The organism is Polynucleobacter kasalickyi (genome assembly GCF_900176405.1).
GTDB lineage: Bacteria > Pseudomonadota > Gammaproteobacteria > Burkholderiales > Burkholderiaceae > Polynucleobacter > Polynucleobacter kasalickyi.
Window position 1 is genome coordinate 141653 of record NZ_FWXJ01000001.1, and the last position, 22681, is coordinate 164333.

At 42.5% G+C, this 22681-nt stretch carries 23 protein-coding genes; 11 read left to right on the forward strand and 12 right to left on the reverse strand.

What is annotated here, in order from left to right:
- Nucleotides 1-22 precede the first annotated feature (22 nt).
- The 8 genes from B8983_RS00665 to B8983_RS00700 are packed head-to-tail and all read left to right on the forward strand — an operon-like array spanning nucleotide 23 to nucleotide 7608.
- The gene (locus B8983_RS00665) at nucleotides 23-1012 is read left to right on the forward strand and encodes a Bug family tripartite tricarboxylate transporter substrate binding protein (RefSeq protein WP_159460772.1); all 990 of its coding nucleotides are present in this window, start codon (nucleotides 23-25) and stop codon (nucleotides 1010-1012) included.
- Nucleotides 1013-1023: 11 nt separating this feature from the next.
- Entirely contained in the window at nucleotides 1024-2415 is a 1392-nt protein-coding gene (locus B8983_RS00670; RefSeq protein WP_084281931.1) for an MmgE/PrpD family protein, read from the forward strand.
- A 3-nt stretch (nucleotides 2416-2418) separates the two neighbouring features.
- The gene (locus B8983_RS00675; protein ID WP_084281932.1) at nucleotides 2419-3495 is read left to right on the forward strand and encodes an NAD(P)-dependent oxidoreductase; all 1077 of its coding nucleotides are present in this window, start codon (nucleotides 2419-2421) and stop codon (nucleotides 3493-3495) included.
- A gap of 22 nt (nucleotides 3496-3517) precedes the next feature.
- Complete coding sequence (locus B8983_RS00680; RefSeq protein ID WP_084281933.1) at nucleotides 3518-4390, forward strand: amidohydrolase family protein; 873 nt, start codon at nucleotides 3518-3520, stop codon at nucleotides 4388-4390.
- A 55-nt stretch (nucleotides 4391-4445) separates the two neighbouring features.
- Nucleotides 4446-5249: an SDR family NAD(P)-dependent oxidoreductase gene (locus tag B8983_RS00685; protein ID WP_084281934.1), complete on the forward strand. Its 804-nt coding sequence runs from the start codon at nucleotides 4446-4448 to the stop codon at nucleotides 5247-5249.
- A 9-nt stretch (nucleotides 5250-5258) separates the two neighbouring features.
- Complete coding sequence (locus B8983_RS00690) at nucleotides 5259-6224, forward strand: Bug family tripartite tricarboxylate transporter substrate binding protein (RefSeq protein ID WP_084281935.1); 966 nt, start codon at nucleotides 5259-5261, stop codon at nucleotides 6222-6224.
- Nucleotides 6225-6278: 54 nt separating this feature from the next.
- Nucleotides 6279-6806, forward strand: a complete 528-nt coding sequence (locus tag B8983_RS00695; RefSeq protein WP_084281936.1) for a carboxymuconolactone decarboxylase family protein — start codon at nucleotides 6279-6281, stop codon at nucleotides 6804-6806.
- Nucleotides 6807-6846: 40 nt separating this feature from the next.
- Complete coding sequence (locus B8983_RS00700) at nucleotides 6847-7608, forward strand: molybdate ABC transporter substrate-binding protein (protein WP_084281937.1); 762 nt, start codon at nucleotides 6847-6849, stop codon at nucleotides 7606-7608.
- 90 nt (nucleotides 7609-7698) lie between these two features.
- Here B8983_RS00700 and B8983_RS00705 read toward each other — a convergent pair whose 3' ends face one another.
- The 12 genes from B8983_RS00705 to B8983_RS00760 form a co-directional block, all read right to left on the reverse strand.
- Nucleotides 7699-8286, reverse strand: coding sequence for a cyclase family protein (locus B8983_RS00705; protein WP_084281938.1), 588 nt, complete (start codon nucleotides 8284-8286; stop codon nucleotides 7699-7701).
- A 64-nt stretch (nucleotides 8287-8350) separates the two neighbouring features.
- Nucleotides 8351-9976 carry an IS200/IS605 family accessory protein TnpB-related protein gene (locus B8983_RS00710; RefSeq protein WP_159460773.1) on the reverse strand — a complete coding sequence of 542 codons (1626 nt, stop codon included), beginning with the start codon at nucleotides 9974-9976 and terminating at the stop codon, nucleotides 8351-8353.
- Entirely contained in the window at nucleotides 9969-10544 is a 576-nt protein-coding gene (locus B8983_RS00715; RefSeq protein ID WP_084281940.1) for an IS607 family transposase, read from the reverse strand. The genes B8983_RS00710 and B8983_RS00715 overlap by 8 nt, the downstream gene beginning before the upstream one ends.
- 42 nt (nucleotides 10545-10586) lie before the next feature.
- Nucleotides 10587-10796: a hypothetical protein gene (locus B8983_RS00720; RefSeq protein ID WP_084281941.1), complete on the reverse strand. Its 210-nt coding sequence runs from the start codon at nucleotides 10794-10796 to the stop codon at nucleotides 10587-10589.
- A 124-nt stretch (nucleotides 10797-10920) separates the two neighbouring features.
- On the reverse strand, nucleotides 10921-11943 hold the full coding sequence (locus B8983_RS00725; RefSeq protein ID WP_234986834.1) for a Fic family protein: 1023 nt from the start codon (nucleotides 11941-11943) through the stop codon (nucleotides 10921-10923).
- Nucleotides 11944-12277: 334 nt separating this feature from the next.
- Nucleotides 12278-13114 carry an alpha/beta fold hydrolase gene (locus B8983_RS00730; protein ID WP_084281943.1) on the reverse strand — a complete coding sequence of 279 codons (837 nt, stop codon included), beginning with the start codon at nucleotides 13112-13114 and terminating at the stop codon, nucleotides 12278-12280.
- Between the two features lie 43 nt (nucleotides 13115-13157).
- A complete protein-coding gene (locus B8983_RS00735) occupies nucleotides 13158-14141 on the reverse strand; it encodes a Bug family tripartite tricarboxylate transporter substrate binding protein (protein WP_084281944.1) in 984 nt (327 codons plus the stop codon).
- Nucleotides 14142-14201: 60 nt separating this feature from the next.
- The gene (locus B8983_RS00740) at nucleotides 14202-15002 is read right to left on the reverse strand and encodes an alpha/beta fold hydrolase (protein ID WP_084281945.1); all 801 of its coding nucleotides are present in this window, start codon (nucleotides 15000-15002) and stop codon (nucleotides 14202-14204) included.
- Between the two features lie 23 nt (nucleotides 15003-15025).
- Nucleotides 15026-16057: an amidohydrolase family protein gene (locus B8983_RS00745; protein ID WP_084281946.1), complete on the reverse strand. Its 1032-nt coding sequence runs from the start codon at nucleotides 16055-16057 to the stop codon at nucleotides 15026-15028.
- A gap of 12 nt (nucleotides 16058-16069) precedes the next feature.
- A complete protein-coding gene (locus B8983_RS00750) occupies nucleotides 16070-17080 on the reverse strand; it encodes a Bug family tripartite tricarboxylate transporter substrate binding protein (RefSeq protein WP_084281947.1) in 1011 nt (336 codons plus the stop codon).
- 21 nt (nucleotides 17081-17101) lie between these two features.
- Nucleotides 17102-18073, reverse strand: coding sequence for a Bug family tripartite tricarboxylate transporter substrate binding protein (locus tag B8983_RS00755; RefSeq protein WP_084281948.1), 972 nt, complete (start codon nucleotides 18071-18073; stop codon nucleotides 17102-17104).
- A 37-nt stretch (nucleotides 18074-18110) separates the two neighbouring features.
- Nucleotides 18111-19724, reverse strand: a complete 1614-nt coding sequence (locus B8983_RS00760) for an FAD-dependent monooxygenase (RefSeq protein ID WP_084281949.1) — start codon at nucleotides 19722-19724, stop codon at nucleotides 18111-18113.
- 192 nt (nucleotides 19725-19916) lie between these two features.
- Here B8983_RS00760 and B8983_RS00765 point away from each other — a divergent pair, with 192 nt between their 5' ends.
- From B8983_RS00765 to B8983_RS00775, 3 genes are read left to right on the forward strand one after another with little or no spacing between them, the layout of a single operon-like run.
- A complete protein-coding gene (locus B8983_RS00765; protein ID WP_084281950.1) occupies nucleotides 19917-20639 on the forward strand; it encodes a class II aldolase/adducin family protein in 723 nt (240 codons plus the stop codon).
- Nucleotides 20640-20661: 22 nt separating this feature from the next.
- The gene (locus B8983_RS00770) at nucleotides 20662-21642 is read left to right on the forward strand and encodes a Bug family tripartite tricarboxylate transporter substrate binding protein (RefSeq protein WP_159460774.1); all 981 of its coding nucleotides are present in this window, start codon (nucleotides 20662-20664) and stop codon (nucleotides 21640-21642) included.
- Nucleotides 21643-21669: 27 nt separating this feature from the next.
- Nucleotides 21670-22680, forward strand: coding sequence for a Bug family tripartite tricarboxylate transporter substrate binding protein (locus B8983_RS00775; protein WP_084281952.1), 1011 nt, complete (start codon nucleotides 21670-21672; stop codon nucleotides 22678-22680).
- Nucleotide 22681 lies beyond the last annotated feature (1 nt).

The following is a 22681-nucleotide window of genomic DNA, read 5'->3' on the forward strand; positions in this document are numbered from 1 at the left end:
TAAAATAATAGGAGATGTAATTGTGATAAACGCCCAATTGAAGCGGGTCATAGTAATTCTTTGCTGTATTTTAAGTAATCTGGCGGTAGTTGTAGGGGGAGTTCAAGCGAAGGAGAATTTTCCGACCCGTACTGTACGAGTTGTGATCCCTCATGCACCGGCAGGTCCGGCAGACACAGTGGCGAGAGAGCTCTCACATTACTTATCTTCTAAATGGGGCGAGTCCGTTATCAATGACAATCGGTCGGGGGCCAATGGTAGTATTGGCGCTGAGATTGTGGCTAAAGCCAACCCTGATGGCTATACCTTACTGCTCACTTCAATGGGGGTCGTTGCGGTAAATCCCAGCCTGAATAATTTAAAGTTTGATCCTTTAAAAGATTTAAGCCCTATCGCCCTCGTCGCTAATTCTTCAAATGTGTTGGTGGTAAATCCGAGCCTTGGCGTTAAAAATTTACAAGAATTTATTCAGTTAGTAAAAGCCAATCCTCAAAAAATGAATTTTGGTTCAGCTGGGGTCGGTACTGCTAGTCATTTATCGATGGAGCTTTTCAATCAAACGGCAGGTTTGAAAATGTTGCATGTTCCTTACAAAGGGGCATCACCAGCGGTAACGGATTTATTGAGTAACCAAATTCAAGCATTTATGTCGGGAACTACAGGCGCACTGCCCTATATTCAAGCAGGAAAGCTGATTGCTCTTGGCGTAACTAGCTCGGAGATGATTGCCATCTTACCTAATGTGCCACCGATAGGAAAAACTTTACCTGGTTTTGAATTGGGTAATTGGTATGGCCTGTTTGCTCCTGCTGGAACTTCTAAAGAATTAGTTCAGCAAATCAGTCAAGATGTGCAAGGGATTTTGCAATCATCAGATGTGAAAAAGAATTTATTCAAATCTGGTTTTGAACCAGTCCCCAATCAGACTCCAGAACAATTTGCAGCGTTCGTGAAAAAAGAAGTTGAACGCTGGTCCAAGGTGGTTAAATCAAGCAATATTCAAGCTAACTAAATCTATTTACTATGACAATTACTCAAGAACTCGTAAGACAATGCCTAGAGGTATTACCTTCTAAAATCACTAGCCTTGAACTAGACGCAGCAAAAAACTGCATGATTGATAGTATTGCTTGCGCCTATACAGCCTATCAAGAAAAACCGATTGAAATCCTTAAATCACTTTACCTGCATGATGCTACGCATCAAGGTGAATGTACCTTGATTGGTTATGGTCAATCTGGCAGAGCAGCTGATATTGCGCTGATTAATGGCACGATGATTAGTTTGCAACTGTTTGATGATAATCAAGCAGAAATGCGCGGTCATCCTTCCGGACCTTTATTGCCCGCGGTCTTAGCGGCAGCTGAAATAGCAAACGCCAGTATCGAAGAAGCATTAAAAGCGTTTGTCATCGGTTATGAAGTGGAATGTCGTTTTGGTACCATCTTAAATCCAACCCATTATGAAAATGGTTGGCACGCAACTTGTACCCAAGGCAGTTTGGCTGCCGTTGCTGCTGCTGGATATTTATTAAAGTTAACGCCTGAGCAAATGGCGTATGCCTTTGGTATTAATGCTTCACAAGCAAGCGGTGTGCGACGTAATTTTGGCACCATGACCATGTCGATGCACAGCGGTATTGCTGCTAGTAATGGCCTCAAAGCTGCGCAATTAGCAAAATTAGGATTTACTGGGGACCCAGAAATATTCGACGGCAAAATGAGTTTCGGGGATGTCTTTGCGAAGGATTGGAATAATGATTTATTAAAAGATAATCTACCAGAGTGGGGTGCGCCTTTTTTTATTGTAAAACCTGGACCAACTTTTAAGTTGTACCCTTGCGGTCGTCCACCACTCTTTGCGGTGGATGGCGTTTTACTCTTAAAAGAAAAATTTGGCGTCCAATTAGCTGATGTGAAGAAAATTGTGGCAGAGGTGAGTTTTCTATATCCAAGAACGCTCATTCATACGCGTCCTGTGAACGGGTTACAAGCAAAAGCTTCTTTAGAGTACTGTATTGCGACGAGTTTAGTTGACGAGCGTCCTGTTTTAAATTCTTTCACTGATGAAGCGGTCACTCGACCAGCTGTTAAAGAGTTGATTGAACGGATTGAAGTGGTTGTTCCACCGCATTTGTCAGAAGATATTCCGGCAGTTCGTAAAGCGCCCTTTGATCAACCTGTCACGATTCACATGCACTTGCAAGACGGCCGTGTGATTACTGAAACAGTGCCGATTCACAAAGGCTCACCGAAAAATCCTGCAAGTAGTGTGGAGTTACAAAATAAATTTAAAGATTGCTTAGGCTTATATTGTGATGAGCGTCAAATTGAGGAAGTGTTAGCTGGGATGGATCAGCCAGCAATGAAATTGCGGGATTGGATGAAATTGTTGCAGATCAAAAATAAAGGTTAAGCGATGCTGAAAATATTAGTCGAAGAGGACCGCATCCTACGGTTGATGCAAGTGTTACTGGATCCAAGTTGTACAGCAGAGCGGTTGGCCGCTTTTGCTGACTTTAACTCTACCGACCAACCCGATTTTCAAGGGTGGCTAGAGCAGATGAGAGCAGCTTTACCAGCACTATATCCAGCTCAGATTGTATTATTTCAAACTGAAGAAGAAATGCACAGCCATCTTCCTGATACCGATGTCTTGATTGTGGAAAGTGCCACTGTGGGGTCTACAGAATTAGGACTCGCGAAGCGCCTCAAGGTTGTTCAAAATTTTGGCCAATTAACTTTTAATATTGATCAATCAGCTTGTGCCCAGCAAGGTGTTGAAGTCTTTACTTTACGTCGTAGAACGAATATTGCGATGGCCGAGCATACGATGACTTTATTGCTAGCGATGGCGAAAAGAATGCCCTTGATTAGTGGCTTAGTAACAAGCAATCGATTAGCCGAAGCAGGTTTTCCGATCCGTCCATACGATAAAAGACATACGGCAGGAGCAAATTTTGGGCGTATTCCGAAGTTGCAAACTATCTCAGGAATGCGTTTAGGACTTTTGGGGCTCGGTGAAATTGGTTATGAAGTAGCCCCTTTAGCGAATGCTTTTGGCATGCAGGTGTCTTACTACAAGAGATCGCGCTTACCTGCAACCTTAGAGGAAAGTCTGCGCTTAAAGTACCTTAGTTTAGAAGCGCTTTTTTCTGAAAATGATTTTGTCAGTGTGCATATTCCTTTTAATGAAGAAACTACTGGACTGGTGAATCAGAAATTATTAGGGTTAATGCCACAAGGCGCTTTTTTAATCAATACTTCACGAGCCCAAATTGTGGACGAAAAAGATTTGATTGATGCGCTAAGTGCCGGACGATTAGGCGGGGTTGGTTTAGATGTGATGCGTCAAGAACCGGCCGCGGAAGATGATCCTTTATTACAATTTGCGGAAGTATTGGTTACCCCACATTTAGGTGGCGCTTCGAGAATGAATGGCTTAAATGATGCACAGGAGATGTTGTTGCGAATTCAACAGCATTTAGTTCAATAAATTTAATAGATCAATAATTACTATGACTGAATTAATCAAAACCTACTTAGATGAAATTGCCCCAGTAAACTTAAAATTACCTGCGCTAGCTTGTGATTCTCATTTTCATATTTTCGGCCCTGCCAGTACTTTTCCGTATATTGAGACCCGTAATTTCACGCCGGTGGACGCCACCAAAGAGCAACTCTTTGACTTACACCATCGTCTAGGAATCCAACGAGGAGTGATTGTCCAAACTGCCCTCCATGGTTACGATAATTCTGCAACTGCCGATGCAATTGCTACTCGACCAAAAGATTATCTAGGGGTTGCTTTAGCACCTGCAGTCACGGGCACAGACGAGTTAAAAAAACTGTATCAACAGGGTTTTCGAGGGATTCGCTTTAACTTTATGGCGCACTTAAAAACTAAAGATTCGATGGCAGATATTTTGGCCTTAACCCATCGCTTAGCGCCTTTAGGGATGCATTTACAAATCCATTTTGAACCGAGTCTGGTTCATTCCCTCAGTGGCGAATTAAAAAAATCAGCAGTACCAGTGATGATTGATCATATGGGTAGAGTCGATGCTAGTTTAGGGGTGAACCACCCAGATTTCCAAGGCTTATTACAACTCCTCAAAGATCCTAAGTTTCATGTCAAAGTGAGTGGCTTAGACCGAATTTCAAAAGTTCCGCCTTATGAGGATGGAGTACCTTTTGCTAAGACTTTAGTGGATGAATTTACGGACCGATGTGTGTGGGGTACTGACTGGCCACATCCTAACCACCATCATATTCCAGACGATGGTGTTTTGGTCAATTCCATTGCTAGGATTGCTGATAATGCAGAAAAAATCGAGCATATAATGGTAAAAAATCCACACCATTTTTATGGATTTGGTAACTTAGTTTAGCCAAACCCATCATCGTTAAAAACCATAGTCATATTAACTTTAGAAGAAAAACATCATGAGTACAGGAAGATTAGCAGGCAAAATAGCATTAATTACTGGCGCGGGTTCTGTTGGACCAGGTTGGGGTAATGGTCGTGCTAGCGCCATTCGATTTGCTGAAGAAGGCGCCTTAGTTTTTGCGACAGATATCGATCAGTCTAGATTGGATGAGACTTTAAAGTTGGCTGGTGATTTAGCACCCAGAATCAAGACAGGACTCGTTGATATTTTGCAATCCTCTTCCATTGAGCAAATGGTTAAAGAATGTATTGCTGCTTATGGAAAGATTGATATTTTGATGAATAACGTAGGTGGTTCAGCAAAAGGTGGTCCCGTTGAAATGCCGGAAGAAGTTTGGGATACACAGGTTGACTACAACTTAAAAAGTGTCTTTTTGACCTGTAAATATGTATTGCCGCATATGGTTGCAGCAAATTCAGGATCTATTATTAATATGGCATCCACTTCTGGCATGCGTTGGACAGGCGCCGCACAAGTTGCTTACGCGGCAACCAAGGCTGGCGTCATTCAACTCTCGAAAGTAGTGGCAGTGCAATACGCCAAGCAAAATATTCGCGTGAATACCATTGTTCCTGGACAGTTACATACCCCTATGGTCGAGACGCGTTTAGCTGGACAAAGGGCCGGCGGCGATGTGCAAGCTTTGCTCGCACAGCGTCAATCAAGAATTCCATTGCCATTTATGGGCGATGGTCGTGATACTGCAAACGCAGCAGTGTTTTTAGCGTCTGATGAATCAAGGTTTATTACTGGCACAGAAATTGTGATTGATGGTGGTATGTCCGCTCGTTGCGATTAAGGATAAATAATGAAAATGATTTTGAATAAAAAATTTCTGCAACTGAGTTTGTGTGGTTTGGCGCTCTCCTTTTCGACAGCGCAAGCCCAATCGAACTCAATTAAAATGTTAGTCGCCTTCCCGCCCGGAGGCCCGGTAGATTTTGTGGCAAGAACCATTGCTGAGCCATTAGGTAAAGAGCTAGGCGTGCAAATTGTGATTGAAAATAAGCCTGGTGCCAATGGTGCTATTGCTGCGGAATATATGGGTGCAAACCCTGCTGATGGCAAAGTCTTATGGTTTACTAGTGCCGGTGCAGTTGCAATTAATCCTGGCTTGTATGAGAAACTTTCTTATAACCCGTTAAAAGATTTAGCAGCAATCTCTCTGGTTGTAAACAATGTGGAAGCGTTGGTAGTAAATCCGGCTAGTCCCGCCAATAATGGTTCTGAGTTAGTCGCATTAGCCAAGCAAAGAGATGTCATGATGGCCTCTTCTGGCACGGGGAGTGTGCCTCACTTAGCGATGGAGCAGTTAGCTGACTCTACGAAAGGACGCTTTTTACATGTCCCTTACAAAGGTGCCGCCCCAGCAATTACGGACGTCATGGGCGGTCATGTGGATGGCTTCTTTGGCGATATTCCTGGTTTAATTTCTTATATCAAGTCTGGCAAATTAAAAGTCATCGGCATTGCCGCACCTAAGCGTAGTGTTGTTTTACCTGATGTAAAAACGTTTACGGAGTTAGGAATCGCCGGTGTTGACTCCAATAATTGGTATGCAATGTTCGCTAAAGCAGGTACTCCAAAATCTGAAATTGATCGTATTAATGCCGCCGTGAAGAAGGTCTTGGCAACTGAAGCAACTAAATCCAAATTATTGGCTTCTGGTGCAGAACCGGTCGGCTCTAGTCCAGAGGAGTTAGATCATATTCTGAAGGCAGATATCGCTAAATGGACCAAATTGATCAAAGCAAAGAATATTAAACCAGAGTAATGCCATTAAAGATTGAAATTATTTTTTAAAGTGTGACCTTAGAGGGTTGTTGAAATGCAAAAAAGAATCTCGCCAGTAGTACCCGGTAGTCGTCCTGAATTAGCTGAAATTGAAGCGAACATCTTAAAAGAAAGAGGCAGAATCTCACCTCTTTATCAAACTTTATTGAATAGCCCCGCCATTGCGCACGGCTGGGAGACTTTATTAACGGCAATTCGTAATAAAAACTCATTACCCGCATCGCTGCGTGAGATGATTATTTTGCGTGTTGCAATTATTAACCGTGCTCCTTATGAGTTTGATGCGCATGTTCCGCATGCTTTAAAAGCAGGACTTTCTAATGAACAATTAGACGCCTTAAAAGCGCCAACATTTGAACAAATCTTACCAATTTTTAATGCGCTTGAGATGGCTGTGCTGCGTTTAACTGACGTGATGACCTTGCAAATTCAAGTGCCAGATGAAGTTTTTGCGCCGATTCGGGCTAATTACAACGATCAAGAAGTGTTGGAGGTAGTTGCCACGATTGCTTCTTACAACATGGTCTCAAGACTTTTAAATGCATTACATGTCGGACATTAAAAGAGCGTTCAATTTATAAATCATCATATGGGAGATCATCATGTCACACCGAATTTTAAAAATGTTAGGTGCCTTGAGCTTTTGTTTGTTAGGAACCTTATCACAAACGATCATGGCTGCTGATCTCAATGTGATGGCTTCAGTAGCCTTTAAAGAGGCTTATTTGGAGATGCAACCTGAGTTTGAAAAAATCACAGGCAAAAAAATTAACACGCTTTGGTTGCCAACGGTTGAAATTATGAATCGTTTGAAGGCGGGTGAAAAGTTTGATTTAGTGATTATGTCTTCAATTAACGTTGAACAACTCATGAAAGAAGGCAAGCTTTTGAATGGTACGCGTCAAGATTATGTGAAATCTGCCATTGGCGTTGGCATTCCAAAGGGTGCAAAAAAACCAGATTTAAGTACTGCGCAGTCGACGAAAGAAGCACTACTCAATGCGAAGTCGGTTGGTTATTCAACGGGTCCAAGTGGCGTTTACTTGGCCGCTTTATTTGATCGAATGGGCATTGCTGAAGCCCTAAAACCTAAATTGAAAATTGTGCAAGGTGAACCAGTTGGCGCATTAGTCGAGCGCGGTGAGATTGAGATTGCCTTACAACAAATTCCAGAAATTTTATCCGTTCCAAAAATTGATTATGCTGGCCCATTACCTGCTGAGCTCAACAGTACGACTATTTTCTCTTTTGTCTTGATGGATACGCCAAAGAGTAAAGATTTAGTGTTGGCTTGGATGGATTTTTTAAGAACACCTAAAGCAGTGCCAATTATTAAAAAATACGGACTCAATCCTGCTTGGTAAAGCTTTAGTGCCTGATAAAGTTTAGAAAAAAAAAGCTCCTGAAGTAACCATCAGGAGCTTTTTGCTATCTTCGCTTCCAGCAATCATTATTTAATCAGCTTTTATTGCCGCTACAATCCGTAGTGGGCCACCGCTACCACCAGCAATTTTCATTGGCAAAGCAATAATGTAAGCCCCGGTTACTGGTAGAGCATCTAAATTTGTTAGATTTTCAAATCCTGAAATATTGTTGCCTAACAGAATCCGGTGAGTCTGAAAATCTTTTGATTGGCCATAATCAATACTCGCCGTATCAATCCCTACCGATTTTGGTAATCTGTTTTCGACTAGCCAAGTACTTGCCTCCGGTGAAATACCCGGAAAGTGTAATTCTGGGATTGCTTCCATGCCTTTTTTATCGGTACCAAAATATTCTTTTCGGTTGGGATACAACTTGGCATAGCCTGTATTGAATAAAACAATACTTCCCTTAGGAATCACTCCATTTGTTTTTTCCCAATCCACCAGGTCTTGAGGACTAATCAAGTAATCAGGATTACTTTGCGTCTTAGCACTCACGTTAATCACGACAGCATGGCCTGTGAGTGAACTGAGAGGAATTTGATCAACAGTCCAACCTTTTTCTGCAAAATGAATAGGCGCATCTAAATGGGTTCCACCATGCTCAGGTGTACTAATGGTATAGGACGAGTAAAAATAATTACCCGGCGTTTGCCGTTAAAAAAAATATTGACTTTTATTCCTAAAAAGGAATAATTTGGTCAACGTCAGGCAACAGTAAACCCTGACTAACCCGTGGCATTTGCATTCCCGATACACAGTTAGCACTGCTTAAGTTCTTCATTGAGCTCAAGGGCGCAGGCAAATTACCTGACTGTGTATGCGCTTTTTGCGCGGCTATCAGACTTTTCCGAATATCAGACCAGTGACTCCATACATGTTTCCTGTGATTCCTTGCAGGTAACGGGAAAGTGACATGTGAACCATTGCGAGTTGGCACAAAGACCACTCGCTTAGTCGGGTTCTCAGAAAAGCCTAAACCTCGCCGTGCAATGGCAATTGCAGCGGCTTGGTGAATTGATAAACCATGTGCTTGCGCGTAATTGACTGCGCCGATGGTGCTGGTAAAGGCAGGATTAACTTCAATCACCTCGATCCCCGCTCTAAAACACGCAGCTTTAATGGTTTGGATTATTTTGTTATACGCCAAGCTGGAAAGCATCCGAGCATAATCAGGATTGGACTTGCTTAATGCTGCTTTCTTTTTAGAAAAATCCAATTGTTCCATCACGATTGGCCTGCAAGTGTTTTTGGCAAGCTCAACCAGTACCTTTACTTGATCGCCAATGATGGCGCCTGCCTGACGGCTAGTTTTGTGATGCAAATGCAAAGGCAATTGACTACTCGATATCCAATTACCGCGATGGTCAATTTGCGATACTGCAAGATGGTCGCTATTCAAATCAACGCCAATAGCACCACAATTGCGATTGCTGATTCTTTTGGGTGCAATGACATTGGTAGAAACAAAAAGACGATAACCTGCTTGATCTCGCACAAAGCGGTAGGTCAACGCATTGCCTATGCGCTGTTTACCCTTTCGCATATCGCCATCCGCTCTTTCTACGCGTACACAAGAATTGATCGCCGCAAGAATATTGTCCTTGCCATAAGCAAAATCTAAAGCGGTAATATGCAGATATTTTCCAAGATTGAGGCTATCTGGCAAGCGAAGTTGCAAACTGAAATGACCGTCGACCTGTTTTAGCTGGCAAAGCATATTGCCAGCACTCTCATCTTTAGAACCCACGAAAAAGCATTGATTGGCGCGACTAGCCCGCCAATCAGCTTGCCACTCTTCATGATTTTGATAGCCATTGGCTTCCAAATGGTATTGGGCATGAAAGAGTTTGCGTGTACCAAAGCAAATAGCATACGATTTGATTTCTTTTTGCTTTTCAAAATCAGACAATTTGCTCATCAATATGGCTAACTTGCGCTGATACTGATGGAGGCTAAATAATTGCTTCTGAGATAAAGACTTTCTCTTTTTAAGGTTAGTAATCTTGATCCGCATTTTGCCAATGCGAACCTTTGTCTCGCTAATATATCTTGTTAACAACTCTTTAATGGATTGTTTTTTTCCATCAATGGATATCGCAATACTATTAAACATTCGCGCAGAAATACCAAAATGTTCAATAAAGTAGCGTTTTAATTCATTACGCGTAAGATTTTCCGCTTTTTGCATAGCATACAGCTTTCGCTCTAAACGCGAATGTAAATCACAAAGCGCATCTAACGCTAACAGTTGCTCAGGGCTTAAGTCCAAGCGAGTTTGGTAAGTAAAAACCGATGATTCAGTCATCGTTGATGTCCAACTGAATAGCGCCAATCGCTTTATCGGCCTTATTTTTCGCAGAACGCTTGCCATATAGTCTTGCGCACATCGACACAATCACTTCGTGCAAATCTCGTACGATATCGTCCTGGACTTCATTTTCATCAACAACAATGATTTTGCGACCGCTAGCTTTCAGGCTTGCTTCAAGATAGCTAAATCCAAAACGCGTTAATCTATCTCGATGCTCAACAATAATGGTGTTGATATTTTTATTGGCAAGTAGGCGTAGCAATCCTTTGCGCTGACCGTTCATTCCTGAGCCGATCTCTTTAACCTTGTCGGAAATGAGGATTTGGTGTTCTATTGCATAGTCTACTAATCTTAATAGTTGCCTATCTAAATCCTTCTTTTGGTCGCCAGAGTTGACTCTGGCATAAATGGCTGCAGTTTGCACCGGCTCATCATCGGGAAAAACAAGAATGGTGCCATTCGGCAATTGCTCTGAACGAACGGGTAACTTATCGCTTTTATACATATTCCACGCACTGCGATAAGAGACACCTTTAGTTTTTGCCCAAACACTTAATTTCATGATGATATTTTATGATGAAAGGCAATAAAAAGATATGTTTATTTATACAGTTGCCAACCCCTTAAATTCTTCCGTATGTTCAAAACCTTTTACATTGTTAGGCCAGTAAAGAGTGGACTGATCATAGGCATGCGATAAGTCGACCCATTTTGCTTTATTTAGATCTACCGCTGGATTATTTTTAGAAGGGGAGCAGGCATACAGTCCCAATGTAAGAATTAAAGTGAATGATATATAAGTAAATTTGCGCATATTTGTTACTCTTTCAATCCTGATTCTGAGTTAATCAATCAAAAAATTATACATAGAGCCTGATGGCAAAAGTTTAGGTTTAATTCATAGGCAAAACTTTTAAGTGTTGGCAAAGTCTAATGAGTTAGTCATCACTTGTTGTAGCTGCTTCAGGATAGAGATTTGGTAGTAAAAACTGAAGAGCCTTTAAAGGAAAGGCGAATTGGACAGGTGATTTATGGCTTTTACTTTTAATTAAACCAATTTGAATCAAACGAGATAGTAATGATCTAGCATTACGTTCACCTAGTCCGGTCATCTGTAAGAAGTCGCCTCTATTTAAGGGGCCAGTTAAATACAGGTGGTATAGGGGTATTATTGCTTCTTTGCGAATTAATTTATCCTGGCTTGACCAAAAAATGATAAGTGCTTCAATGTGATTCTTCATCTTTGTCAGTTCAAGCATTTTTTCCATAAAACTTACTTGGTCATTTGCAATATTTAGAAACCAATCGCACCATTTCGATAAGGATTTGTCACTTAAGTTTCCTCTGCCATCTAGATCACCTTGTCTTGGTGAATCAGCTGCTGAAAGGTATGCGTAGTAAGCATCACGGTTGCGAGCAAGCCCTCGATTCATGGACCAAAGTCCCTTTGTTAGGGGAAGTAGACTTAAATGCGTCTGTAAACGTACTGCCCTCCCGTTACCATCTAGGAACGGATGAACCCACATCGCACGTTGGTGTTCGCATGCAATGGCAATGAGGCCTTGTTGAAAACTCACTGATTTTGCGTAAACATTATCCATTCTTGCTAAAAAATTAGGTACGCTAGTCCAAATTGGAGGTTCATGGATACCAACAGTTACATCTTCTTTTCGAATCTGCCCAGGCTCAATAATTCTAGCATCAGGAGTGGTTCTGTCTTGAGGTGCGAGACGACTATACAATGCCTGATGCGCATCTACTAAAATGGAGGAACTAAGAGTGGTTTCCAATCCTAAAGTCGTAAACTTTTCAAGTTCTTTCTCCGCTTCAATGTAAGCAACTGCAATTCTTTGAAGTTTTGCAGTGTTCGGCTTATCCGAAAAATCCTTTACTAAGGCTCGTTCAATATTTACTGGATGCGTGCCTTGACCCTCGATACGGTTCGAATAATAAGAGTTCATAGACCGAACTAGTTCTTGAATCGATGCAAGAGTACTCGAGTGAATTCCAAGACCTAAACGAGAAGACCTTTCTATAATCTCAATCGCTTTCGGATTTAATGATTCCAGCTTTGTTTGTGGCAACAAAGGCTCAAATTGATGAATTTTAGAATAATGAGAAGTTATGATTTGACTCATTTCTGCCGGTAAATTTGCCGGTTAAAAATTAAATAATAATCAATAATAACAGTTATTTAAGTAAATAAAAAGATAATATTTTAAATTATTTCTGCCGGTAAATCTGCCGGTAAAATCACCTCTTCTCCAACGGGAAAGAGATGATTTTCGGTAATCTTTACGAATGTTTTTGCATGAACTCGTGAAATTTATCTGCCATTTGTGGATAGTAGTCCTTCCACATCGGGAAATGGATCAAATCAATATCTTGATCTTCTATCGGCAACTGAAATAATTCGCTGTTGGGGATTAATTCAGCTGCAGCAATACCATTCACGCTGGCATGGGTTTTATCATTACCAGGCACCACTAAGACAGGCAGTTGATAAGCAGCTAATTCAGCGTTTTCCATCCCCATGACAGGGCTTCTAGGACCTTGCAAAAACTTGCCTAACCAGTGTTCCATTTGTGCAATATAAACCTTGGGGTCCATCTTCATTACATACTCTCGGTTCGCAGGATTGAGAGCTAATCGTTCTTGATAGGGCAGTGTTTCACAAAGTCCTGCCATGCCACCTTCTTTGACTGCATTAATGTATTGCAAATAGTACATGGTAGGTAAGCGACCTGCCGCAAATTCACCGCCCGTCACACGCATTAACAGTAAACCACGCACTGCCTCGGGGTGCCTGCGTTTTACAAGCATACAAAGCCTTGCACCTGCTGATGAGCCACTGAAAAATGCAGGCAGGGCATTTAAGCTTTTCATGAGCAGATAGAGGTCATCGGCCCAAATTTCTTCTTCGCCTTCATCACCCTCAAAGAGCATTTGGGAGGCACCTAAACTTCTGCGGTCATGAACTACTACGCGATAACCGTATTTAGCAATCGTTTGAGCAAATAACACCATCTCTTGATGGCTATTGCGTCCACCAGAATTTAAAGCTAACCACGGACCTTGCGTTCCAATGACTTCATAAAAAATTTGTACACCACGAATATCAGCGTAAGGCATTTCGATAACTTTCTAATAGAGTATGAATGAGATATGAAAAAATTTAGTCGATTTTAATGTTGGCGTCTTTAATCACTTTGTCCCACTTGGTGACTTCACTGCGGACAAACTGTTTAAAGCTTTCAGGACTATCACTACCGATGTCATAGCCATACGTCGCAGCTTGTGCTTTATAGGCATCAGTACTCATTACTTTATTGAGGTCAGTAAATAATTTGGTGATGACATTGGGTGGTGTCCCTTTTGGCACGAAAATACCATTCCAACCAGATGCTTCTACGCCGCTTAAACCTGCTTCTGCAAGGGTGGGCACATCCGAAATAATATTAATACGTTTCGGCCCAGCAACGCCTAATGCTTTTAATTTACCGCTTTTAATGTGCTGTGCAATCACTACTGGTGCTAAATAAGCCACCATGACATGTCCACCCAATAAATCAGGCATTTCAGCGCCAATGGCTTTATAAGGTATTTCGGTCATTTTGATGCCAGCTCTTGATTTGGTGAGTTCACCCAATAGTTGGGTAATGGAGCCAGCACCACCTGAGGCGGAAGTGATTTTTTGTGGATCTGATTTAGCCAGTGCGAGAAATTCTTTTAAATTATTTACACCCAGGGAAGGATGAACAACCATCACTAGAGGCACGCTCACAACGCGGGTGACTGGTTCTAAGGCATCACCCAATTTACAACAAGAATTTTTGGTTAAAAGATCATTGAGTGCATTGTTGACGTTGCCATGGAATAAGGTATACCCATCCGCCGGTGCACGGGCTGCTTCTGCGGCGCCAATGGAGCTATTAGCCCCTGGTTTGTTGTCGATAATAATTTGTTGACCAAACAATTCCGTGAGACCAGGTACTAAATCTCTTGCTGCATTATCCACAGCACTACCCGGGCCAGCTGGTTCGATAATTTTGACTACCTTGTTGGGATAGTTTTGAGCAATACTTGGAAGTGAACTAAAAAGCATCAGCCCAGTTAAGCTGATGAATAAACCTTTACGTAAAAGTTTCTGCTGGATCATGCTGTCTCCTTGAATGAGTTTGATCGTAATTTATTATTGTTATCTTGATAATTGTTTGTCTTAGCCCTGAGAGACTTTGAGTAAAAAGCTCTTCATGATCTCATTAAATCCCGCTGGATTTTGCAAGTTGGCAATATGTGCAGCTCCTGGCACAGGTGTGTAATAAGCATTCGGAATTTTTTGCGCAATCTCTCGCATAATCGGTTCCGGTCCCCCCACTTTATCTTCTGCACCACCCATCAACATGGTCGGTACTTTGATTTGTCCCAATTGATCCTCTACATCAAGTCCCACAAAGGCACTGACAACTCCTAAATAACCTTCCGTGCTAGTACCCCGAATCATTTGCCGCACTGCTTCTAACTTTTCTGGATAGGCTTGTTTAAAGGACTCAGAAAACCATCTTTGCGCAGTGTTTTCAACAATCGCTTCAATGCCACCTTGTTTGACTGTCGCCATTAATTGATGCCACATCGCCGCAAACTCTGGCACCATTTTTGCTCTACAACAACAAGGTAATAGGCTGAGTAAGCGCTCAGAATGATGCACACCCATCGCTAAGGCAATAGAAGCCCCGAGACCAAGACCGGTAAGGTGGCTTTGTTGAATACCTAGGGCATCCCATAAAGCAATTAAATCGGCACTTAATAATTCGATGGAATAGGGAGCAGGCGTTGCTGAACTTTTGCCTTGGCCCCTAAGGTCGTAACGCAGAATATGAAAATCATCTTTTAAGGCAGCGACTTGATCGACCCACATGGTAGTGTCGTTTGTGATGCCGGTGACCATGGTGAGCCAAGGTCGATTGGGATTGCCATCTAACTCATAATGCATTTGAATCCCATTTGCTTCGATGAACATAATATCTCCGTGAATTGTGTAATTTATTTAAAAAAATCTTGTTTCATGAGTTGGGCTGCATTCCCACAACATACTTTATGGATATCCTCTGGGGAAAGGCCCACAGAAAACACGGATTTAATCCCTTCCCGAATATACATCTCGCCACCTTCGGGATCAAATGGACAGTCGCTAGCAAATACAACTTGCTCGCTACCAAAAAAATCTAAGCCACAACGCAGGGCAGAGGCAGAGCCGCCTAGAACCGTGTCGCCATAAAACATCTTAAAGTAGTCAATCGGAGCTTTTTTTAAGTTCTTTAAAACATCTTTTTCTGCACCATCGGAACTTCTTGCACCTAACTGCGCCCATAGTGTTTCTGCTCGTCCCCCGAAATAGGGCAACATGCCACCACAGTGATGAGTAATCAGTTTTAAATCAGGCACCTTATCAAATAAGCCTGAAAAAACCATCCGAGTCATCGCCAAGCTCGTCTCAGCAGGCCAGCCTAATACTTGCCAGAACTCGTATTTCGATTTTTCCTCATCGACGTAATCGGGTTTGTTGGCAAGCCTGATGGGATGCATCCAAATAGGTAACTGATAATGATTCGCCATGCGCTCAAAAATCGGCAAAAATTCAGGATTGTCGATCGCTCGACCATTCACACTCGTTAAGATTTGAACTCCGACAGCGCCCATTTTTTCAATCGCAAATGCCATTTCCTCGAGTGCAGCAGCGGGATTATTCATGGGTAAACTAGCCACAAAACTTGGGAACTGATCCGGCCATGTTTGACACATTTCATACATTCCCTCATTCGCAATGCGAGCTAATTGAGGAGATAAATCAGGTCCGCCTAACATTTCAGGGGAAGGCACTGCGAGAGAAAGAATTTGTTTGACATGTGGCCATTTTTTCAACATTTCTACTCGGGCAGGAATGTCCCAAAGTAATTTCAAACTACTCATCCGTTTGGCGAGGCCAGGATCACTACTGTGAATTTTCATTTCCTCTAAGTATTTGAGAGGCATGACATGATTGTAAATATCAATACAAGGTTGATTGGTGTCCATAATTTATCTTTATTAGTCTTGGGTGATGTGTGCTTGAGTTACAACATTTTTCCAGCGTTGCATGTCATTTTTCATTAAAGTACTGAGTTGTTCAGCGTTGAGAATGTTGACGAAGATCCCTTGATCTTTTAATTGTTTTTTGACATCGTCTAATTCCATGACTTCGGTGAAGTCTTTGTACAACTTATTTTGAATTTCTTTTGGGGTGCCTGCAGGAGCTAAAACACCATACCAAGGGAACAGATTTTCAAACTCTGGGATGCCCTGTTCTAAAAAAGTTGGGATTTCCGGCAATAACTCTGAACGTTTGGACCCTGTTACGGCAAGCATTTTTACTTTACCTGATTTAGCGAAAGGTAATAAAGAATTAAAAGTAGCAATCATGACTTGCACTTGACCACCAATTAAATCTGTTTGGGCGCCTGATAAACCCTTATAAGGTACATGAACCAAATCTAGACCTTTGATACTTTTTAAAAGCTCCATCGATAGGTGATGTGGGGTCCCACTACCAGGAGAAGCATAGTTCATTTTCCCAGGCTTACTTTTGATGAGCGTAAATAAGCTATTGAGATCTTTTGCCGGTACGTCGTTGTTAATCGCTAAACCGTAACTAGCTACCGCTAATCTAGCAATTGGCGCTAAATCTCGCATTGGATCGTAGGGCAAGGATTTATAGATGGACGGTGTCATCGTAATCGTATCAATTGCCATCAATAAAGTAAGCCCATCCGGCGGAGATTTTGCGACTTTATCAGTACCTAAGTTACCACTCGCACCAGGTTTATTATCAACAATGACAGCTTGTTTCCAACGCTCCGCTAATTTAGGGCTAATAATCCGTGCAATCGTGTCACTGCCACTACCAGAGGTAAACGGTACCACTAAAGTAACTGGTCTACTCGGGTAGTTTTGAGCATCAGACTGAGCATGCACTACAGAAGAAAACATCGTGATGACGGAGGTGATCACCCCAAGCAATAGGAGGGGAGATTTTGGGATCCAAGTAGGGTGGTTTTTCATTAGAAGACTTTCTAGTGTTGTTTACTCAATCGACATTTTTGCTTGCTTGACAACGATTTCAAACTTCTTCGATTGCAGTTCTGCTTCTCTGGCGACTTCCGCAGGATTGGTAAGCCAAGGCTCAAATCCAAAAGTGGACATATTCTTCTGGACATCAGGATCTTTTAATGCAATGAGCGTTTCTTGATTGAACTTATCAATTGCAGCTTTAGGAGTACCTTTGAGAGCGTAAATGGCAACCCACGTTTTTAGTTCAAAATTCTTTGGCCCACCAGCTTCAGAAACAGTAGGTATATCGAGGTAACCAGTTAAACGCTTGGGTGCGGCAATACCTAAAAATTTCACCTTTTTTGCCCGGTACAGCGGACCTGCAGAAGCAGCTGTACCAAAGGCCCAATCAACTTCACCATTGGCAACAGCGTTATAGACGGAAGGCAAATCTTTATAAGGAATATGATTCATTTGCGTGCTAGTTTCGGCTTCAAACATGGCCGCGCCAACGTGTCCTGCACTACCAACACCCCAAGAGGCAAAAGTTAACGCACCACTTTTTTCTTTCGCTGAGGCAATCAGATCACCCACGCTATTCCACTTCGAGTTTGCTGGTACAACGATAAAGAAGTTGGTCCAATAAAGAGGTGTCGCAGGTTCAAAGTCTTTATTAAAATCAAAGGGCATTTTTTTAAATAAATGCTGTTGTAGTGAAACGTGGGTATTGTCCACTTGTAAAAAGGTGTAACCATCTGCGGGTGATTTTTTTACCGCGTCGACAGCTAACCAACCATTCGCTCCTGGACGATTATCCATAATGATGGCTTGGCCTACTTGCTTGCCCACTTTGTCGCCCACATTTCGCATCAGCGCATCTGGTCCACTACCTGCTGAAAATGAAGTGACAATCCGAACGGGTTTATCTGGATAGTTTTGTGCCTGAGCATTCAGAGCGCACGAGATGAAGCCGCAGAATAAAGCTATTTTTGTAAAAAAACGCATGATTGCCTCCTCCTAAAGAGAGATGATTTATTAATTTTTAATATTGACCACTAATTTTATATAAGAATACTTTAGCATCCTCAGGTATTTCATCAGCCGTCCAGGCTACATGTTGGTCGGGACGAATGAGGGTGAAGCGGTTTGGATAAAGTTGGCCGATGGCAGATTCGGTTGGTTGAATGACTTTGAGTGGGATTTGTAACTCTTGAGCAATGCTCATCAACCGCTGGGCTTGCCCTGTAGGATCAAGGTCGGATAGTAATAGCGTAAAACCAAGGCCAAAATGATCGTACAGTGAGGAGCCATCGTGTAGCCAAGCGTGCGGGGCCAGGCAACCAGCTCTTGAGGAAGGAACATAGTTGATGAAGTCGTTCTCAGGGTAGGGCTTGCCGTCGTACAACATGACTGGAGAATGCTCATAACGGTAACCAAGAATAACCCCTAAGGTCGTGAATTCACGCATCTTGGATTGTTCAATTTTCCGGCCTATTTGCTGTCGTAGAGACTGACCCTGTGCATTATCGTCTTCTAAGCCTTCTTGCCATAATTGGTTGCCTAATACGGCATGATTGACGACTGCTTCATTCATCACCAGGTCATGCACAGGACGACGCTCTAGCTCATAGCTATTTAGTAATTCAGGCCCGCCCCAACCTTGAAGATTGGCAGCAATTTTCCAGCCGAGGTCAACCCCATCGGCGATTCCCATATTCATGCCGTAACCACCAAATGGTGGGTGCAGGTGACAGGCATCACCAGCTAAAAAAATGCGGCCTTGGCTATAGTGAGTGGCGATTAATCGGCTAGCAATCCATTCATCTGAGGAGAGCACTTCGTAGGGTAAGTTAATCCCAGTTGATTTTTTTATTAGTTCCGTGGCGCCATTTAAATCAAACTTTTTGTCTTTATCGACACCCGTTGGCATGAAAAACCAACGATCTCGATCCATTGGCCCGATTAAGCCTGGCGCATCTGGGTTCACTTGCCAGTACATAATGGCCGGCCCAAGTTCATGGGCTTTATCGAGGCCAGGGGCACTAAAGACAATATTGTAGTTTTTTGATAAACCCTGCTGTCCTTCCATCTTGGCGTTGATCACATCCCTTACTTTTGAGCGAGAGCCATCTGCGCCAATTAGATAATCACAATGAATCTCAGAAATCTCACCCGATTGACGATTTTTATATTTGGCCACTACCTTTTGCGGTGAGGTTTCTACTTCTAGTAACTCGGTATTAAACAGAATTTTTACACTAGGTAAGGTCAAGGCATGGGCTCTCATCACCTCTTCGACGGTGTACTGAGGAATCCATTGTGAATGCTCCGAATAAAGAGGATTCCGACCGGGGGCACAATAAAAGGAGTTTTCAAAGCGCATTAACTCATAACCAGATAAACGCGTACAAAACACCACATTCGATGGATAGTTCAGGCCCAAAGGAGATGCTTTACGTAATTGATCCGCAATACCCCAGCGACGAAAATGCTCTCTGGTTCTGGCATTGGTTGTTTTTGCCCGCGGCGCATAACCGACCCGTTCATTGCGCTCAATTACTAAGCATGCAATTCCACGTTGGCCAAGTTCAATTGCACTGGCAAGTCCTACAGGGCCTGCACCGACGATTAATACGGCTGGCTGATTCTTGGGCATAGGCTGTCTCGATGATTTTTATCGTAAATATATGTATAAATCCCAATGATTTGATTCAAATCATTAAAATGATATGATAAATAATTATTTTAAATCTAGTATAAATTCATAAAAACATTGTTTGGGGGACAAAACTCGAATGGGTATTTCCAATTAGTCCAATCAGTGCTAATCAATTGAAAGGAATGTCAAATGACCGTTTTAGTGAACCCTGATCTTGTCGAAAAAGTCGTTTTAGGCAATCGTATTTTGTATCATCTTGGCGTTTTAGACGGTTTTGGACACATTAGCTGTCGGTTAGATAACTCGCCCGAGCATTTTTTACTTTCTGCCAACCGCGCTCCTGGGCGGGTAACCAAAGATGATATTCTTTGCTTGGACTTGAATGGAGATATCGTCAATCCCACCGATAAGCGTTCCTATTTAGAGCGTTTTATTCATAGTGAGATTTATCGTAGTCGTCCTGATGTGATGTCGATTGTCCACAGTCACTCTGCTAGCGTGATTCCTTTTGGTGTTACAGGTACTCAGTTAAAACCCATCTATCACATGAGTGGTTTCCTCGGCGGTGGTACAGCCTTGTTTGAAATTCGTGACGCAGTTGGTGAAGATAACGATCTATTAATTAGAGATAAGTATTTGGGCGAAGCCTTGGCGAAATCTTTAGGTGGTTTTAATTGCGTTTTAATGCGTGGACATGGCGCAACGATTGTTGCCCCAAGTGTTGAAGTAGCTGTTTTCCGCTCGTACTATGCAGAATCAAATGCCAAATTGCAGTTAACTGCAATGGGTATGAATGCGCCGATTACTTATTTGCATGAAAAAGAAGCCCATAATGCGATGGTAACTAATGAAGGACAGATTAAACGGGCTTGGGACCTTTGGGTTGGCCAAGTTGCTGATCAAGTTGAGTAAAAACTAAATAAGGTAGATGCCGATGTTTTCTAACTATGTAAAAAACAGCCTTGCGTGCTTAATTGGTATTGTTGGCTTGAGTGCAATGAGTGTTCAAGCACAAAGTAATTATCCTACTCGACCAATTAAAATGATTGTGCCTTATGCCACGGGTGGCGGTTCAGATATTTTAGCTCGCGCAATTGGTGCCAAACTCCAAGTACTATGGGGTCAGGGCATTGCGATTGAAAACCGCCCCGGCGCTTCAGGCAATATTGGTACAGAGGCTGTGGTTCACGCACCAAGTGACGGTTATACCTTAGTGATGCAAAATTCGACGATGGTGGGGAGTGCCGCTATTTCTGGAAAACTGAATTACGATCCTGAAAAAGATTTGACGCCGATTATGGTGCTCGGCCTTACGCCCATGTCGATTGTGGCGAGTGAGAGCTCGAAGATCAAAAATTTAAAAGATTTAGTCGCTTACTCTAAGGCCAATCCTAACTCCCTGAATTACGGTTCCTGTGGCATCGGCTCGCCCCAACATATTTTGATGGAACTCGTGAAATTTGAAACCGGCGTGAAGGCCAATCATATTGTTTATAAAGGTTGTGCCCCAGCTGTAACTGATGTAGTCGGGGGTCAAGTTCAGCTAGCCGTAGTGAGCGCTAATCTTGTTTCACAATATGTGAAAACAGGTCGTTTGCAATCGGTCGGCATTTCCACTGCCAAGCGTTATAACTTAATGCCACAATCATTAACCTTCGCTGAACAGGGTTTAAAGTCGATTGATGATTCGATTTGGTATGCATTAATGGGACCAGCAAATTTACCGCCTGAGATTGTAAAAAAATGGCAAACTGAGGTCACAAAAATCTTAGCTGATCCTGCTGTTAGAGAAAACTTATCGAATGCTGGCGTAGAAGCGTATGACGGTAATCCTTATGACCTCGGGAATCTGATCAAAACTGACCTCGCTAAATTTGGTAAATTGGTGAAGTCAGCGAATATTAAAGCTGAGTAATTCGTTAATTTCCTACTACTGCCAGTGATGAACCAACTCATTCGCTTCAGAGGGCTAAAGCCCTCTCAGTTGTTGATGCTGTGTGGATTGATGTTGTTTGCGAGTGCTGTTTCTAGTCAAAGTAACTCTGGTGTCAATGCATCCAATTATCCGAATAAGTCCATTCGCCTGATTTCGCCGATTCCTCCTGGCGGAGCCCCGGATCTTGTGGGACGCGCTTTAGCCAATCGTTTGACCAACCAAATGGGGGTTTCCGTATTTGTCGAGAATAAGGTTGGCTCGAATGGCAATATTGCCGCGGATGTCGTTTCTCATTCTCCTGCGGATGGTTACACCTTACTCATTGGGATGGATAGTTTATTTGTGATCAATCCCTACCTTTACCCCAAATCAATCAACGCCAATAACGAATTTCGGCAAGTGGCTACGCTGGCAAGTAATCAATTTGTTTTAGCAATCAACAGTAAATTACCGGTGAAGAATTTAGCTGAGTTTATTGACTATGCAAAAAAGGCTAATCCTATTGCTGCTTATGCTTCGGGTGGGAATGGCAGTCAGCATCATTTAACGATGGAAATGTTGAAGGGCCGAGCTGAAATTGATTTGCTTCACGTACCTTATAAAGGTGGTGTTGAAGCCACTACGGCGACCATTGGTGGTGAAAGTATTGCGATGTTTTCAGGCACTTCGAATGCGAATTTGATTCGATCTGGGAAGCTGAAAGCGATCGCAGTTTCTGGCCTAAAACGTTCTAAGGATTTACCGGATGTACCCACCATTGCCGAGTCCTATCCAGGCTTTGATAATACGATCTGGATTGGTTTATTTGCCCCCAAAGACACGCCGGACGCAGTCATTGTAAAGTTAAGGCAAGAAGTCAATAAGGCGCTCCTTGACCCTGAGATGGTCGAGGCGCTAGCTAAAGCCGGTGGCATAGAACCACTGATCACAACCCAAGAAGAATTTTCAAATTTAATTAAAAAAGATCAACTCAAGTACAGCAGCATCATTAAAAAATTAAATTTAAAACTGAATTAAA